Genomic DNA, 14,908 nt, shown 5'->3' on the forward strand with positions numbered 1-14,908 from the left:
CAGTCTAGCCCTTGCCCAGACGGGCGAGGGCTGCCTCTATGAGGGGAGCGATTGCCTGCCGGTCGCTGTAGTCAACCGTTTTCTGGTCAAAGCTATCGAGCATCTGCTGGTTTGCGGTATTTTTGTGGGGGAGGGCAGCAATGGCGGTGCGGATACCCATCATTACAGCTTTGTGTTTGAGGGAAAGCCGACTGTGGTCGAGGCCGCCGCGGAAATGAAACATTTCTGCTCCGCGGGCGAGGTCGCCAAAATTCTTGGTCACGATTCCGTCGAGTTTTTCCCGGGAGGCACCGTCGAGGCCGCTAAAAGATACGGTGAAGAAAATCCGGGTCTTTTCTTCGCAGGCCGGGGAGAGTTTTTTGAGGTCGGCGGCTCCGGTGAGGGATCCACCGTAGTCGCTGGCTCCTACTATCAGAAGATCGGCGGCGGTAATCTCTGCGGCGGTTGTCTCGGCGATAGGCTGAACCTGTACCCGACGATCGGTGGCGGAGTTGCCCAGGTCCTGAGCTATCCAGCGCGCATAGGTTTCGGTGTAGCCGTACTGGCTCGCAAAAAGAATAAGAATCCTGCTCATGCCGTTACCTTAACTCAGGTAGCCGGTAACGGTCTCAACCAGGGGGTTGATGTCTTCGCGGTTGCTGTAGTCGCCACCACCGTTATCGAAAGACTCCACCATCTGCCTGTCATATTCGTTGGCGTGTGGTTTGAGTTTGTAGGCGGTGCGGACGCCGGCGAGCACGGTTTTATGGGTGCGGGTCATCTGCGAGAGGTCAAGTCCGCCCCTGAAGTGGAAGGTGGGGCGGCCTCCGGCAACATCCTCTTTGTAGGATTTCATCACGCGCTTATCGAGGTAGTCACGGGGATAGACCGCTAGACCGTTGAAACAGACGGTAAAGAAAACACGGTGGGCTACTGTGAGCATAGCTTCGCGGCGTTTACGCAGGGTGGGTGCGCCGGTGAGGAAACCACCCAGATAGCTTGCCCCCACAACGAGTACATCTGCTGATTTTATGAGTTCATCGGTTGCCTCCGCAATGGATGAGAGTGTGACCTGTGGGGCGTCCGGAATACGACCAAGATCCTCGGCGATCCAGGTGGAGTAACGCTCGGTGAAACCGTAGTTGGAGCCGAAAAGAATCACAACGTGTTTGTTGCTCACTATGTACCTCTTATATTCGCTGTGTTGGGGGCGTAACTGTATCCGCTACGCGGTACCACCATAAGGATAGAACAAGAATCTGCGGATTGATACCGGGAGCCGCAGATGTGTGTTTTTGTTGGAAGCTATACGTTAATATCGTGACGACTTGCCGGCTTCTGGTCCAAAGCAGCAGGTTTTCGCATATACTGGGATACGTACACGTTGGGTTTTTACTGACTTGTTGTGAATGCGTGGGGATTTGACCGCGTCATCCTGCCCTTCGGGCACTTTCGCAAAAGAACGGTAGACAAACCCCGGTGTAGCAACCCCAAACTTATTAAGGTGAGATGCATGAGACGCGCAAAGATTGTTTGTACTATCGGCCCGGCAATTTCTTCCCCGGAGAAAATTGCGGCTGCTATTGAGGCGGGATTGAATGTTGCCCGCCTCAATATGAGTCACGGAGACCATACGGTTCACACGGAGTCGTTCACCACCATCCGTGATCAGAGCCAGAAACTGGGGAAAAACGTTGCGATTCTCGCCGATCTCCAGGGGCCCAAGATTCGCCTGGAAACTTTCAAAAACGGTTCGGAAATTCTGGAACCTGGCGCTACCTTTCAGATCACCATTGAAGATGTTGAGGGAACCAAAGATATCTGCGGGACCACCTTTAAGGGCTTGCCCGCCGACGTGAATCCCGGAGATACTCTGCTGATTGATGACGGCAAGATCCGTCTTGAAGCTGTCAAGGTCAGCGACACCACCGTGACCACCAGGGTGATCGTTGGTGGCCCGGTCTCAGATCACAAGGGTATCAATCTTCCCGGTGTCGCCGTTTCTATTCCGGCGTTGACCGAAAAAGACGAGCGTGACCTGCGGTTTGCCCTCAATCTGGGGGTGGATATTATTGCCCTGTCGTTTGTGCGCTCGGGGGATGACATTCTGAGGGTGCACGAGATCATGGACGAAGAGGGTATTCGCCTTCCCGTGATTGCCAAGGTCGAGAAACCTCAGGCCATAGACAACCTTCAGGATATTGTTGATAAGTTCGACGGTATTATGGTCGCCCGCGGTGATCTGGGCGTCGAGTACCCGCTCGAAGAGGTGCCCCTGGTGCAGAAGCGCGCTATCGAGCTGGCCCGCCGCTGGGCAAAACCGGTGATTGTGGCAACCCAGGTGCTGGAGTCGATGATTCAGAACCCGGCACCCACCCGCGCGGAGGCCTCGGACTGCGCTAACGCTATTCTCGACGGTGCTGATGCTGTCATGCTTTCGGGTGAAACCTCTGTGGGTAAATACCCGATTATTACCATTCAGACGATGGCCCGCATTATTTCTTCGACCGAGGAACGCGGACTCTACCGGGTGCCCGAGCTGGGGACCGACCCCAAGACCCGCGGGGGAGCGATCACGCGGGCCGCGGTCACCGTTTCTGATCAGCTCAACGTCGATTTTATTACTGCCTTTACCCAGTCCGGTGATACCGCTCGCCGGCTTGCCCGCTTGCGTCCGTCGAAGCCGGTGATTGCCTTTACCCCTGATCCCAAGGTGCGTGCCTTTTTGGCTCTCCTGTGGGGAGTGCAAGCGGTGCAGAGTGAGTTTGTGGGTACCACCGATGATATGACGGGGCTGGTCGACAAATTCTTGCTGGCACACGGGGTTGCTGAGCCCAATGACCTGATTGTTATGGCAGCGGGCTCACCCCCCGGTGTCGCCGGGTCGACCAACCTGCTGAAGGTTCATCGTATTGGTGATCTTGACGATGCGGGCGCGGTGCTTCCCGAGGAACGTGAGAAATTGGGCCCCTGGGGCGTAGAGTAAAAATATGCGGGCCCCTGCTTGAATATGAGGGGAGTTGTTCCCGTCAGAGACGGGAACAACTCCCTTCTTTTGTGGAGGTAGTATGGATATTTTGAGCATCCAATGGCTCACCTATGTGCTGAATAACCAGATTTTAGATGACTCATCTGTGGTGAGTTCTACCGACCCATGCTATATAGCCAGAAAATGTAAGGATTGAGATGAAAACCGCCCAGGTCCGCTCCTACGCTAGGAATAACATTGAGCTAGAGATCCGTGACGCTTCGAAACCAAAACCTCGGCCGGGGCAGGCCCTCCTTCGCGTCCTTACCGCCGGAGTAAACCCGCTAGACAATATGATTACCCGGGGCGAGGTTAAACTTATCGTCCCCTACCGGGTGCCGCTTATCGCCGGAAATGAAGTTGTTGGAGTCATCGAAGACCTGAATGTAACCGGTACCGCTTTTGCCCCGGGAGACCGCGTTTTTGCTCGCCTACCGCTTGACAGTATTGGCGCTTTTGCCGAATATGTTGCGGTAGATGCCGATGCTCTAGCGCCAGTTCCCGCATATCTGAGCGATGTTGAAGCCGCAGCCGTACCGTTGACCGCGCTGACCATCGTGCAGTCCTTGGACTTGATGCAGCCGCAACCGGGTGAATCCATCTTTATCTCCGGCGGCACCGGCGGGGTGGGAGCCATGGCTATCCCCATCGCCAAAGCCAAAGGACTAACCGTTATTACCAACGGTTCAGCTCCCAATAGGGAACGAGTCATGACCCTCGGAGCGGATCAGTTTTTGGACTATAAAACCGAGGACTATACCGCTGTCTTATCTACCATTGACTACGCTCTAGACACCCTCGGCGGTGCAGAAACTGAAAAGCAGATGGGTATTCTCAAACCCGGTGGTCACCTGGTTTCCCTGCGAGCCATACCAAATAGAGCCTTCGCCAAACGAATGGGGTTCTCAAAGCTCAAGCAGCTACTTTTTGGTCTTGCCGGGCGCAGGCTCGACCGTATGGCTAAACGCCACCGGGTTACCTACGATTTCATCTTTGTTGAATCCAGCGGCCCGCAGCTGATCCAGGTGGCAGACCTCTTGACCGAGCTTCAGCTGAAGCCCTCTGTCGACACCGTGTACCCCTTTGAACAGGTTAATAAAGCGCTTCACAAAGTGGCTTCCGGCAAATCACGGGGCAAGACCGTCCTGACCATAGCAGGAAACAAGTGACGGCTATGCCCATATATTTCACCCTCATATATCTATCTGACCGTTGACGGATAGAAGATTCTCTACCGGGAAGCCGAGAAAAATCGCCGAACAGATGATGAGATTCAGCGCATAGGCATGCTCATCTGCTTGGTCGTCACAATGGTGGTCAAGGGTTTTTCTGTAGGCCATAAGAAAAGCCTCTGCACGGGGTGCTTTCCCATGTCAGAGGCCGTTTGTGCCCAAGGTGGGACTCGAACCCACACTCCGTAGAACCGCATTTTGAGTGCGGCGCGTCTGCCAATTCCGCCACTTGGGCATACGCAATAAGCGCCTTTAAATACTACACCGGCAATCGCGCAAAAATGAAATCTTCCGGGTTGCGGTCCGCTAAGGTTAGTGCACCGTCTCTGCACAGGATCACACGGGGCGGGGGTTGAAATGCTTTGAACTGTCCATACAAGTGGTGTTTAATAATGTACAGGTACACGCCCCTTGCAGCATTGAGCCGGCAGACCTGTTTATCCGGAAGAAATATATAAAGCAAGCGCACACAGTCGATGTTGACCCGAGGAGTCAAGAATGTCAGAGCCGACAGTAACAGATTCCGATCCTGAAGAAGCAGCTACTGAAGAAAGAACTGCACGAACCGTTATTGTTGCGGAAGATGAGGCACTTATCCGCCTGGATATCGTTGAAACCCTCAAAGATCAGGGGTTTGAGGTAGTCGCTGAGACCGATAACGGTAAGACTGCACTGGAGCTCACCGAAAAACATCGACCAGACCTGGTGCTTATGGATGTCAAAATGCCGGTTATGGACGGAATTACGGCAGCCGAAGAAATTACCAAACAGCAGCTGGCACCGGTGGTGCTCCTCACCGCTTTCAGCCAGAAAGAACTGGTTGACCGGGCAACCGAGGCGGGTGCTATGGCATACGTGGTCAAGCCCTTCACCCCCAACGATATTATGCCTGCCATCGAGATCGCTATCAGCCGCTACGAGCAGATTATAGCTCTGCAAGCGGAGGTCTCTTCCATCAAGGAACAGTTTGAAACCCGCAAGCTGGTTGACCGGGCAAAATCCCTGCTGATCACCAAGATGGGTCTCAGCGAACCGGAAGCCTTCCGCTGGATTCAGAAAACATCTATGGACCGCAGGCTCTCGATGCGCGAGGTTGCAGAGACCATTGTCAAGCAGGTCTCCTAAAATAGTTCCGTAAAACCGGGAAAATAAATATAAGAACAGGTCCGGTATGCACGATGAACCCCGGTGTTGGCGTATCAGACTCTGATACACCAACACCGGGGTTCTCGACGAGGAAGGAAAGCTATTTTCTGGGTGAAGTAAAGCCGATGCCCCACAGGGTGATAGCTATACTGATCGCCACCACCGGCCACCACCAGCCGCCCTGCTGCTGGGCAACAACTATGAGTAGAAGAGTAAAAACCAGAAAAACCATGCCGATTTTTCGTTTCATCACTGCCTTCCTGTCGCCCATCCTATGTTAGGCCGGTGCGCTATTTTCTTCCTCAAATACGGCAGCTGAATCCCGCGAGCGCTCCAGGTCTTTGCGGCTGATCCGGCCCCCGATTTTTTCGGTGACCGCCGCGATGGTGGCGTCACCGGTGACGTTGGTTGCGGTACCGAATGAGTCCTGTGCCATGTAGAGGGCGATCATGAGGGCGATCATGGAGTCGTCAAAGCCCAGCAGGGACTGGAGGAGGCCGATAGCCGTCATGACTCCGCCACCGGGTACTCCGGGGGCGGCTACCATCATGATACCGAGCATGAGTACCAGCGGAACCATATCCATATAGGCGATATCTCCACTAGTGATAAAGACCACGGCGATAGCGCAGGAGGTGATGGTGATCATCGATCCTGATAGATGGATGTTTGCGCACAGCGGTATGGCGAAGTCAGCGATTTTTGCTGAGATGCCCGTTTTTTTGGTTGATCTCAGGGTTACCGGGATAGTTGCCGCCGAGGACTGGGTGCCCAGGGCGGTGAAGTAGGCGGGCAGCATGGTTTTGAGCATGGTAAAGGGGTTGCGCTGGGTGAGCAACCCGGCAACGGTGTACTGGATGAGAAGCATCAGCCAGTGCAGAATCAGCACCATCACAAAGACTTTGCCAAAGACGGCCAGAATCATGGCGACCTCACCGGCCAGGGTCATGTTGGCAAAGACACCCACAATATGAATCGGCAGTAGAGGAATGATTACGGCGGAGAGGAGCTTTTCAATAATCACCTGAAAATCGATGAAAAGGTTCAGCATGGTCTTGGTCTTGAGCGCGGTTAGCCCCAGGCCCAATACAAAAGAGAGCACCAGGGCTGTCATGACCGTGAAGGGCGGGTCAAGGGTGAAATCGACGTACCCGGAAGACAGGGCTTCCTCGGGATTATCGAATGCCGTGAGTTGCTGGCCGCGCAGAAGAGTAGGGTAGAGAAAGAAAGCTGTAGAAAGAGCCAAGAACCCCGCGCAGACGCTGGAGAAATAGGAGAGGCCCACAGCGGTACCCAGAAGTTTGCCGGCCCCGCTTGCCAGCGAACCAATTCCGGGAACAATAAATCCGAGAATAATCAGCGGGATAGCGAAACTGAGGAAAGCGCTGAAGATCGTTGAGAAGGACACAAAAATTTGAACGATGAGATCGGTGGGTACAGACCAGCCAAAGGATCTGTTGACGCTGTCTATCATTCCCGGCGTGAACGAGCCGATCAGGACACCGGCCGCGATAGCGGCGATGATCCATACAAGAAGAGGTATCTTCTTCACGGTAGAAACCTTTGAACGAGGAACATGAATGCGGATGATAGCGCCCTGAGCTCGCGTGTGCCGAGTGGGCGGCTAGGGCATGGTTTCCATACTACGTGGAGGCGTGCCGAGGTGTGACCCGTTTGAAACAAATGCGGTAACTCGTGGGAAATCCCACACAGTTTTAGGTGCCTCGGTTGAGTGTGTTAGCGATTCTTATTGCCGGAAGGTATCGATGTTTCGTGTTGCTGCCCGTCGGGCCTCCGCCCGTGAACCGTGTACCGGCGAGAGGGTGGGAGTCTTTTCTTCGGCAGCGGTGTTCTTTCCGCTGTCGTGGTGGCCGGGTACCGGTCCGGGTGAGGGGCGGTCTATGATCGCATTGGTTATCCGCCCTATACTGATGAGCTTGCCCTGGGGGTCAACAATTTCAACGGTGTGCACGCACTGGGTGCGCCCGATTCTTGCGGCCCGGGCCGTGGCGGTCACCAGCCCCGATACGGCTGGGCGCAGGTGGCTGATATTGAGTTCGGTACCCACCGCGATCTTTCCCGACTCGGCTGCAAGACCGGCAGCCAGGGACCCCAGGGTCTCTGCCAGCGCGGCGCTAGCACCACCGTGCAGGAGCCCTACCGGCTGGGTATTACCGGCCACCGGCATGGTGGCAACTGCTTGCTGGGGGGTGAGTTCAAGGAAGTGTATACCGAGCTTGGGGATGAGTTCCCCCAGGCCCTGGGCTGACCCATCAAACAGGTAGAGGGCGTGCTCCGGTACGCCGTGATCGCGAAGCTGCTGGGCGGGACTTATGGGCGTGTGCGGAGACTCAGACATGGGGTACCTTTCCTACGAAACAGAATCATTATCTAGCATTGGGCAAAAAAACACCAGGCAGAACAGAAAGTAGTAGCCTCATCGTACAGCGTTTAGGATGGAAGATGTGACTACTTCAGACGCAGCAACCAACCCGCAGAAGCTACTTTTAATTGACGGGCATTCGTTGGCCTTCCGCTCTTTTTACGGTACCCCCGCAGAGGTGTTTGTGACCGGTACTGGGCAGCACACCAACGCCGTTCACGGGTTTCTCTCCACCCTGCTTAGCCTGATCAAAACCGAAGAACCCAGCCATATTGTGGCGGCATTCGATCTAGCCGGTGGAACTTTTCGTACGCAAGAATACGATGAGTATAAAGCGGGACGCTCCGAAACGCCCCCGGAGTTTTTTGGTCAGGTAGAGCTGATTCAGCGTTTGCTGGCCGAACTGAATATTCCGGCGGTGAGCCTGGAAAATTACGAGGCAGATGACATCATTGCAACGCTGGCAAAAATAGGGCGAGACACCGGTATGCAGGTGCGGATCGTCTCCGGAGACCGTGATGCTTTCCAGCTGGTCCACGATGGGGTCACCGTGCTCTACCCGGTGACAACCGGTCCGTCCAAGGGGCTGCGCGTTATGGATGCCCGGGCGATTGAAGAAAAATATAAGGTTCCCCCGCACCTTTACCCCGATTTGGCCGCGCTCACCGGTGAGCAGGCCGATAACCTCCCCGGCGTACCCGGTGTGGGTCCCGGATTTGCCGCCAAGTGGATCAACGAGTACGGGAGCCTAGACGCTGTGATCGAGCACAGGGAGGAGATCAAGGGTAAAAAAGGGCAGGCGCTGAGGGAGCACCTTGACGACGTACTGCGCAACCGGCGCCTCAACCGACTGGTTGATGATCTTGAACTGCCGGTTGATCTTGATGACGCTGATGACTATGGTCCGGTAGATCCCGCCAACCTTGACGCGCTTTTTGATGAGCTCGAGTTCAACGCTATCCGCAAGCGTACCGCGGAACTTTTTGCCGATCGTGCGCAGGTGGCAGCGGTGAAGGTCGATATTTCGGTGGAGGAGACCCTGAGCCTCTCTACCGAACGGGAGCTGACCGATTTTCTCTCCGCTGCCCAAAAGTCTGTCGGGGCACTGGAGCGTCCCTCGCCCGTTCCCGACAGGCTCGCCGGTGCACTCACCCTTTACCCGGTTGTTGACGAGGTAGCGCCGGAGGCGGGGGTGGCCCACGAGCAAAACCTTCTGGGTTTGATGGTTGTGGGGGGCGAGATTGCCGGCTGGGTAGATTTCTCCCTGCTGGAACCTGCGGCCGAACAGGCTCTAGCCGGTTGGCTGGCTAATGAGGCTGAAGCCAAGATTGTGTTTGACGCTAAACAGCAGATTAAATCACTGGCAGCCCGTGGCTTTAGCCTGGCCGGTCTGGTGGAGGACCCACTGGTAAGCTCTTACGTTTGCGGCCATATACCCGCTGCACGGCGGCGGGGTTTTGCGGCAATGATGCAGGATCTCACCGAGATTTATCTGCACACCGACTTTCCTGCCGAACCCGAGAACGAGATTGCCCAGGGTGAGCTTTTCTCGGTGGAACCGGCAGTGGATCTCAGCTACCGGTCTCTGGTGGCCCGGTATATTCAGGAACTGGCTTATGCTCTGCACGCTGACCTGGTGGCCCAAGACCAGCTTGAGCTCTACCGCACTATCGAATTACCCATGGTCACCGTGTTGGCTTCCATGGAAAGAGCGGGTATTGCGGTCGACTCCGATGTGCTCCAAAAACTTAAAGATCACTATTCCTCATTTATTGATCAGGCTACCGAGGAGGCCTACCGGATTATTGATCACGAGGTTAACCTGGGCTCACCCAAACAGCTTCAGGGTGTGCTCTTTGAGGAACTGGGTCTACCCACCACCCGCAAACTTAAGTCGGGATACTCCACTGATGCCGAGTCGATGGCTGACCTTCTCACCAGGATCAGCCCCGAGAGCAGGGGCGCCCAGTTTCTTCTAGCTCTGCAGATGTATCGTGACTATACAAAGCTTAAACAAACTGTTGAAGGCCTACAAAAAGCAATAGCTGAGGACGGCCGCGTGCATACCACCTTCCAGCAGAATGTGGCTGCCACCGGCCGTCTGTCGTCAACCGACCCTAATCTGCAGAATATTCCCATCCGTACCGCACAGGGTCGCAAAATTCGTGATGCTTTTGTGGTCGATCCCGGGCCGGTAGACGGGGTTCGGTACACCACCCTGCTCACCGCTGACTACTCGCAGATTGAAATGCGCATTATGGTGCACCTGGCCCGGGACGAGAAACTGATACAGGCCTATCAGGATGGCGAAGATTTGCACCGCTTTGTGGGCTCCGAGGTTTTTGGGGTAGCACCGGACGAGGTCACCGCCGATATGCGTGCGAGGGTCAAGGCCATGTCGTACGGGCTGGCCTACGGGCTTTCACGGTTTGGTCTCTCTAAGCAGCTGGGTATACCGGTGGAGGAAGCTGCCGAGCTGACCGTGAACTATTTCAAGCGTTTTGGCGATGTGGGTCGTTTCTTGCGTGGAACGGTTAAGCAGGCGCACAGGGACGGGTACACCGCGACCATGTTTGGCCGCCGCCGGATACTGAGCGATCTCAACAGCTCTAATCGGCAGCGACGCGAAGCGGCAGAACGCGCAGCTCTTAACGCACCTATTCAGGGCACAGCTGCCGATATCATCAAAATAGCCATGATCAACGTGCAGAAACGGATAGAGCGGGAGGGACTGGCGAGCCGTATGCTTTTACAGGTCCACGACGAACTCATCCTTGAAGTTGCCCCCGGAGAGGAAACGGCGGCGCAAACTCTACTGACCGAAGAAATGTCGAGGGCGGTAGAGCTTCTTGTTCCCCTGGACGTGCAGGTGGGGTGGGGAACCTCCTGGCAGAAAGCCGGACACTAGTGTCTACCCCGCTACACGATGCGTATGAGGACGACGCGGAATGGGGAAGTGACGCGGCTCCGCGCGATGTCACCATCACTTACCTTCAGATGCTTGCCCGACCAGCTACCCCCGTTCGCCAGGCTCCCGACGGGGTCCGGGTTGAGCGTGCTGCCCACCCTACCGCGGAGCTTGCCCGCTGGCTCTACGCTGTGGTGGGTGGCCCCTACCGCTGGTATGAGCGGCTGGGGTGGGCACGAGAGACGTGGCAGGAGGAACTCGATGAAGTGGGTAGTGAAATATGGCTTGTCCATGTGCGGGGCACGCCCGCAGGATACTGTCAGCTTCACGCCGCGGTCACCGATACGACAACAGACAGTGGGGGTAGTACCGACACCGAAATCCTCTATTTTGGGCTGATAGATTGGGCGCAGGGTAGGGGGATCGGCAGATTCTTTCTTGAAACCGTGATCGACCGCGCCTGGACACTCCATGAGAGGCACCCTTTACCGCCGGTGGGTAGAGTCTGGGTGCATACCTGCGATCTTGATGGGCCCCATGCGCTGGCTAACTATCTGGGGAGGGGCATGAACATTTTCCGACGGGATACTCACCGTGAGGTGGTACTCAAACAGCCGCTGAGTTCCTGGGAATCCATGTTTGCTCGCTAAAGATCAGGCAGAATAGGTGAGTGGGAGAACGTATCACGGTCACCCGCGACACGACACACCCGAAAAGGCGCGTGCGTACCCGAACAAGAAAATTTTCCTCGCGCACTAGAAAAATCGGAGAAACGGAAGCATAAATCGTTGACCCGGCCAGCATACACCCATAAACTTTAGTGGTGCGTATGTTATATACGCATAAAAATTGTCCGAATAAATGCTCGGTACAGGGGAACCACACGCGGGAAACACCTCTATCAATCATCACCGTATGAGAGATAGGTGGGTCAAGTGCGGCTGTATCGACCTACAACATCTATCCATATTGGAGCCCTTTACTACATGAGCACCAACACTCCTCAGGTTGCAGTCAACGACATCGGAACAGAAGAAGAGTTCCTGGCGGCGGTTGACTCAACCATCAAATACTTCAACGACGGTGACCTGGTTTCAGGCGAAGTTGTTAAGGTTGACCGCGACGAAGTTCTACTTGACATCGGGTACAAGACCGAAGGTGTCATTCCCTCCCGCGAACTCTCCATCAAGCACGACGTAGACCCCGGTGAGGTCGTCACCGTTGGCGATGAGATCGAGGCCCTCGTTCTCACCAAGGAAGACAAAGAGGGGCGTCTTATCCTCTCGAAGAAGCGCGCACAGTACGAGCGTGCCTGGGGCGACATCGAACAGATCAAAGAAAACGACGGTGTTGTTACCGGAACCGTTATTGAGGTGGTCAAGGGCGGCCTTATTCTTGACATTGGTCTGCGCGGATTCTTGCCCGCTTCCCTCGTCGAGATGCGCCGTGTGCGAGACCTGGCCCCCTACATCGGCCAGCAGATTGAAGCTAAAATCATTGAGCTTGATAAGAACCGCAACAACGTTGTTCTTTCCCGCCGCGCGTGGCTTGAACAGACCCAGTCTGAGGTCCGCTCGACCTTCCTCAATCAGCTCGAAAAGGGCCAGGTGCGCACCGGCGTGGTCTCCTCCATCGTCAACTTCGGTGCCTTCGTGGATCTTGGTGGTGTCGACGGGCTGGTGCATGTCTCCGAGCTGTCGTGGAAGCACATTGACCACCCCTCGGAGGTTGTGGAGGTTGGCCAGGAGGTCACCGTGGAGGTGCTCGAAGTCGACCTCGATCGCGAGCGTGTTTCCCTCTCGCTGAAAGCAACCCAGGAAGACCCCTGGCAGGCATTCGCCCGCACCCACGCGCTGGGTCAGGTAGTGCCCGGCAAGGTGACCAAGCTTGTACCCTTTGGTGCTTTCGTGCGTGTCGAAGACGGTATCGAGGGTCTCGTGCACATCTCCGAGCTGGCAGTGCGCCACGTCGACCTTGCAGAGCAGGTTGTTTCCGTGGGGGATGAGCTATTCGTGAAGGTAATCGATATCGACCTTGACCGCCGGCGTATCTCCCTGTCCCTGAAACAGGCGAATGAGGGAGTCGACCCCGAGGGAACCGAATTTGACCCCGCACTCTACGGCATGGCCGCAGAGTACGACGAAGACGGCAACTACAAGTACCCCGAAGGATTCGACCCCGAAACCAACGAATGGCTTGAAGGATTCGAAGCCCAGCGCGCGGCATGGGAGCAGCAGTACGCCGACGCCCAGGCACGCTGGGAAGCCCACAAGGTGCAGGTTGCAAAGGCTTTGGAAGCCGACGCCGAAGCGGCAGCTACCGCAGCAGCAGGTACCGAGACAGAGCCGGCACCGGCTTCCTACTCCTCAGATAACCAGGCCGCAGAATCCGGCACCCTGGCATCCGATGAGGCTCTTGCGGAACTTCGCAAGAAACTGACCGGTAACTAGAAGAGGATTGGTGGCGAAGTTCCGATTCCAGCGAGAATTTTAGCCCTCGCTTGCTCGGAATTCTCGCTTCCATCTTCGCAAGAAACTGACCGGTAACTAGAAAACCGGCAGCTAACCGGGCTAACCGCCCGACCCGACGACAACGGGGGGGCTACCCAAGAGTTTTTCCTTGGGTAGCCCCCCGTTTTTCTCCGCCGGGGACGGCGGGCCCTCGCCCCGGACACACCTAAGTCCGGGCTGAATCGGCCCAGAACGTCTCCCCCCAAGATATACCTAGCCGGCCGGCGGTAACCTCATCCAGCCTTCCCTGCGCCTCGCTCATGTCGGCGGCAGAGTCACACACCCCCAGCCTGAGATGCGCGCACCGGTCAGTATAGTTGGTGTCCATCACCCGCAGTCCCAGGGCTCGTACATCGTTTTCTAATCTTCCGGCCTCGGCAAAAGAAACGGATACGACCCCCGACCGCAACCTGCGTCGGGTTGTAAAATTAGCGGCGTCAAGAGCGTGAACCACCGCATCGGTATAGGCGCGCACCAGACCACCGGCACCGAGCTTAACACCGCCAAAATACCGCACCACCACGGCACAGATATCTGACAGATCGACTTTTTCCTGGCCGCTACCGTCTGCTATCCGGCGCGTCAGTAGCGTCTGGAGGATGGGGATACCGGCGGTACCGGCCGGTTCACCGTCGTCAGAGGAACGCTGGATCTGCCGGTTAGGTCCCAGCACAAAAGCGCTGCACACATGGCGGGCGTCGTGGTACTCTGCGCGTAGGCTAGCAATATGGGAGCGAGCCTCCTGCTCGGTCTCCACCCGGTACAGGAAGCAGATGAATTCGCTTCGCTTAATATCTATCCTCGATGTCACCGGGGTGGGGGCAGCTAATACGCTGTAGCGGGCCTTATCGGGTTGAGAGATCATAGGGAGAGGTTTTCCTTGACGGTGGACTACCCCAAATATATTGCACCGGCGGGGTAAGAATCCAGAATACCGCTTACCACCGGGGGAGCCTATGATGGGTGGTGTACGCGGTTGTTTTCGGCCTGGGAGGGTTATGAAACATATTGGTCTGACCGGAGGTATTGGCGCTGGTAAGTCGACAGTGGCCAACATTTTTGCCGGATTCGGTGCCACGGTTATTGACGCTGACACTGTGGCGCGTGAAGTGATGGGCCCGGGGTCGGAAACCCTCGCCAAGGTTGCCGATACCTTTGGAGATGAGATTCTCACCACCGACGGCCACCTGGAACGCGCGAGGTTGGCCGAGATCATCTTTGCTGACCGGAAGGCGAGGGAGAAACTGAACGCGATCGTGCATCCCGCGGTGCGCTACCGTTCGGCTATGCTGGTGCGCGAGGCTCAAAGAAACCCAGACTTTTCGGGTGTGGTGGTGGAGGATATTCCCCTGCTGACGGAGACAGGGCAGGAGGGGAGGTTTGACGCCGTGGTGGTGGTCTACGCTGACCGGAGCAGCCGGATACAGCGTTTGGTGGACCGGCGGAAAATGACCGAGTCTGAGGCCCTTGCCCGGATTGAAGCCCAGGCGACCGATGAGCAGAGGGCGGCTATTGCCACCTGGATAATTGATAATTCGGGGGGCCTTGAGCAGACCGAGGCCCAAGCCGCTACGGTGTGGGCAGAGATACAGGGGTCGGTAGGGTAAAGATATCTTTCCTCAGCCCATGCGGTCAACGCCCACAGGGCAGTGCGGAAAAACTAGCCTGAAGAGAAAATTGCGGCCGTGACTGCCCGCAGGAAGCCTGTTACGGGTAGGCTGG

Annotated in this window: 14 protein-coding genes and 1 tRNA gene; 7 read left to right on the forward strand and 8 right to left on the reverse strand. The window is 56.1% G+C overall.

Annotation, left to right across the window (positions count from 1 at the left end):
- Positions 1 to 4: 4 nt before the first annotated feature.
- Both ACS1BR_RS07640 and ACS1BR_RS07645 read right to left on the reverse strand, forming a co-directional pair.
- The gene (locus ACS1BR_RS07640) at positions 5 to 574 is read right to left on the reverse strand and encodes a flavodoxin domain-containing protein (protein WP_463561367.1); all 570 of its coding nucleotides are present in this window, start codon (positions 572 to 574) and stop codon (positions 5 to 7) included.
- Positions 575 to 583: 9 nt separating this feature from the next.
- Positions 584 to 1,159, reverse strand: coding sequence for a flavodoxin domain-containing protein (locus ACS1BR_RS07645; protein WP_463561368.1), 576 nt, complete (start codon positions 1,157 to 1,159; stop codon positions 584 to 586).
- 333 nt (positions 1,160 to 1,492) lie between these two features.
- Here ACS1BR_RS07645 and pyk point away from each other — a divergent pair, with 333 nt between their 5' ends.
- On the forward strand, positions 1,493 to 2,965 hold the full coding sequence (gene pyk, locus ACS1BR_RS07650; RefSeq protein WP_463561369.1) for a pyruvate kinase: 1,473 nt from the start codon (positions 1,493 to 1,495) through the stop codon (positions 2,963 to 2,965).
- A gap of 200 nt (positions 2,966 to 3,165) precedes the next feature.
- A complete protein-coding gene (locus ACS1BR_RS07655) occupies positions 3,166 to 4,176 on the forward strand; it encodes an NADP-dependent oxidoreductase (protein WP_463561370.1) in 1,011 nt (336 codons plus the stop codon).
- 24 nt (positions 4,177 to 4,200) lie between these two features.
- On the opposite strand, the gene ACS1BR_RS07660 is transcribed toward ACS1BR_RS07655, so the two are convergent.
- Together ACS1BR_RS07660 and ACS1BR_RS07665 are read right to left on the reverse strand one after the other, a co-directional pair.
- Positions 4,201 to 4,347 carry a hypothetical protein gene (locus ACS1BR_RS07660; protein ID WP_463561371.1) on the reverse strand — a complete coding sequence of 49 codons (147 nt, stop codon included), beginning with the start codon at positions 4,345 to 4,347 and terminating at the stop codon, positions 4,201 to 4,203.
- Between the two features lie 47 nt (positions 4,348 to 4,394).
- Positions 4,395 to 4,474: transfer RNA gene (locus ACS1BR_RS07665), tRNA-Leu, on the reverse strand.
- A gap of 263 nt (positions 4,475 to 4,737) precedes the next feature.
- On the opposite strand from ACS1BR_RS07665, the gene ACS1BR_RS07670 reads away from it, so the two are divergent.
- A complete protein-coding gene (locus ACS1BR_RS07670) occupies positions 4,738 to 5,364 on the forward strand; it encodes an ANTAR domain-containing response regulator (RefSeq protein ID WP_463561372.1) in 627 nt (208 codons plus the stop codon).
- A 121-nt stretch (positions 5,365 to 5,485) separates the two neighbouring features.
- On the opposite strand, the gene ACS1BR_RS07675 is transcribed toward ACS1BR_RS07670, so the two are convergent.
- The 3 genes from ACS1BR_RS07675 to ACS1BR_RS07685 form a co-directional block, all read right to left on the reverse strand.
- On the reverse strand, positions 5,486 to 5,635 hold the full coding sequence (locus tag ACS1BR_RS07675; RefSeq protein ID WP_463561373.1) for a hypothetical protein: 150 nt from the start codon (positions 5,633 to 5,635) through the stop codon (positions 5,486 to 5,488).
- A 27-nt stretch (positions 5,636 to 5,662) separates the two neighbouring features.
- The gene (locus tag ACS1BR_RS07680; protein ID WP_463561374.1) at positions 5,663 to 6,937 is read right to left on the reverse strand and encodes a dicarboxylate/amino acid:cation symporter; all 1,275 of its coding nucleotides are present in this window, start codon (positions 6,935 to 6,937) and stop codon (positions 5,663 to 5,665) included.
- 195 nt (positions 6,938 to 7,132) lie between these two features.
- The gene (locus ACS1BR_RS07685; protein WP_463561375.1) at positions 7,133 to 7,744 is read right to left on the reverse strand and encodes a PaaI family thioesterase; all 612 of its coding nucleotides are present in this window, start codon (positions 7,742 to 7,744) and stop codon (positions 7,133 to 7,135) included.
- 106 nt (positions 7,745 to 7,850) lie between these two features.
- Between ACS1BR_RS07685 and polA the strand changes: the two genes are divergently transcribed.
- From polA to rpsA, 3 genes are all read left to right on the forward strand, one after another.
- A complete protein-coding gene (polA, locus tag ACS1BR_RS07690) occupies positions 7,851 to 10,676 on the forward strand; it encodes a DNA polymerase I (RefSeq protein WP_463561376.1) in 2,826 nt (941 codons plus the stop codon).
- Entirely contained in the window at positions 10,676 to 11,326 is a 651-nt protein-coding gene (locus tag ACS1BR_RS07695; RefSeq protein WP_463561377.1) for a GNAT family N-acetyltransferase, read from the forward strand. The genes polA and ACS1BR_RS07695 overlap by 1 nt, the downstream gene beginning before the upstream one ends.
- Before the next feature lie 336 nt (positions 11,327 to 11,662).
- Complete coding sequence (gene rpsA / locus ACS1BR_RS07700) at positions 11,663 to 13,126, forward strand: 30S ribosomal protein S1 (protein WP_463561378.1); 1,464 nt, start codon at positions 11,663 to 11,665, stop codon at positions 13,124 to 13,126.
- A 226-nt stretch (positions 13,127 to 13,352) separates the two neighbouring features.
- Here the strand turns inward: rpsA and ACS1BR_RS07705 are convergent, their stop codons facing one another.
- The gene (locus tag ACS1BR_RS07705; protein WP_463561379.1) at positions 13,353 to 14,051 is read right to left on the reverse strand and encodes an IMPACT family protein; all 699 of its coding nucleotides are present in this window, start codon (positions 14,049 to 14,051) and stop codon (positions 13,353 to 13,355) included.
- Positions 14,052 to 14,184: 133 nt separating this feature from the next.
- On the opposite strand from ACS1BR_RS07705, the gene coaE reads away from it, so the two are divergent.
- Positions 14,185 to 14,793: a dephospho-CoA kinase gene (gene coaE, locus ACS1BR_RS07710; protein ID WP_463561380.1), complete on the forward strand. Its 609-nt coding sequence runs from the start codon at positions 14,185 to 14,187 to the stop codon at positions 14,791 to 14,793.
- Positions 14,794 to 14,908: the final 115 nt, after the last annotated feature.

Source organism: Rothia sp. 18CD1-1 (assembly GCF_055285355.1).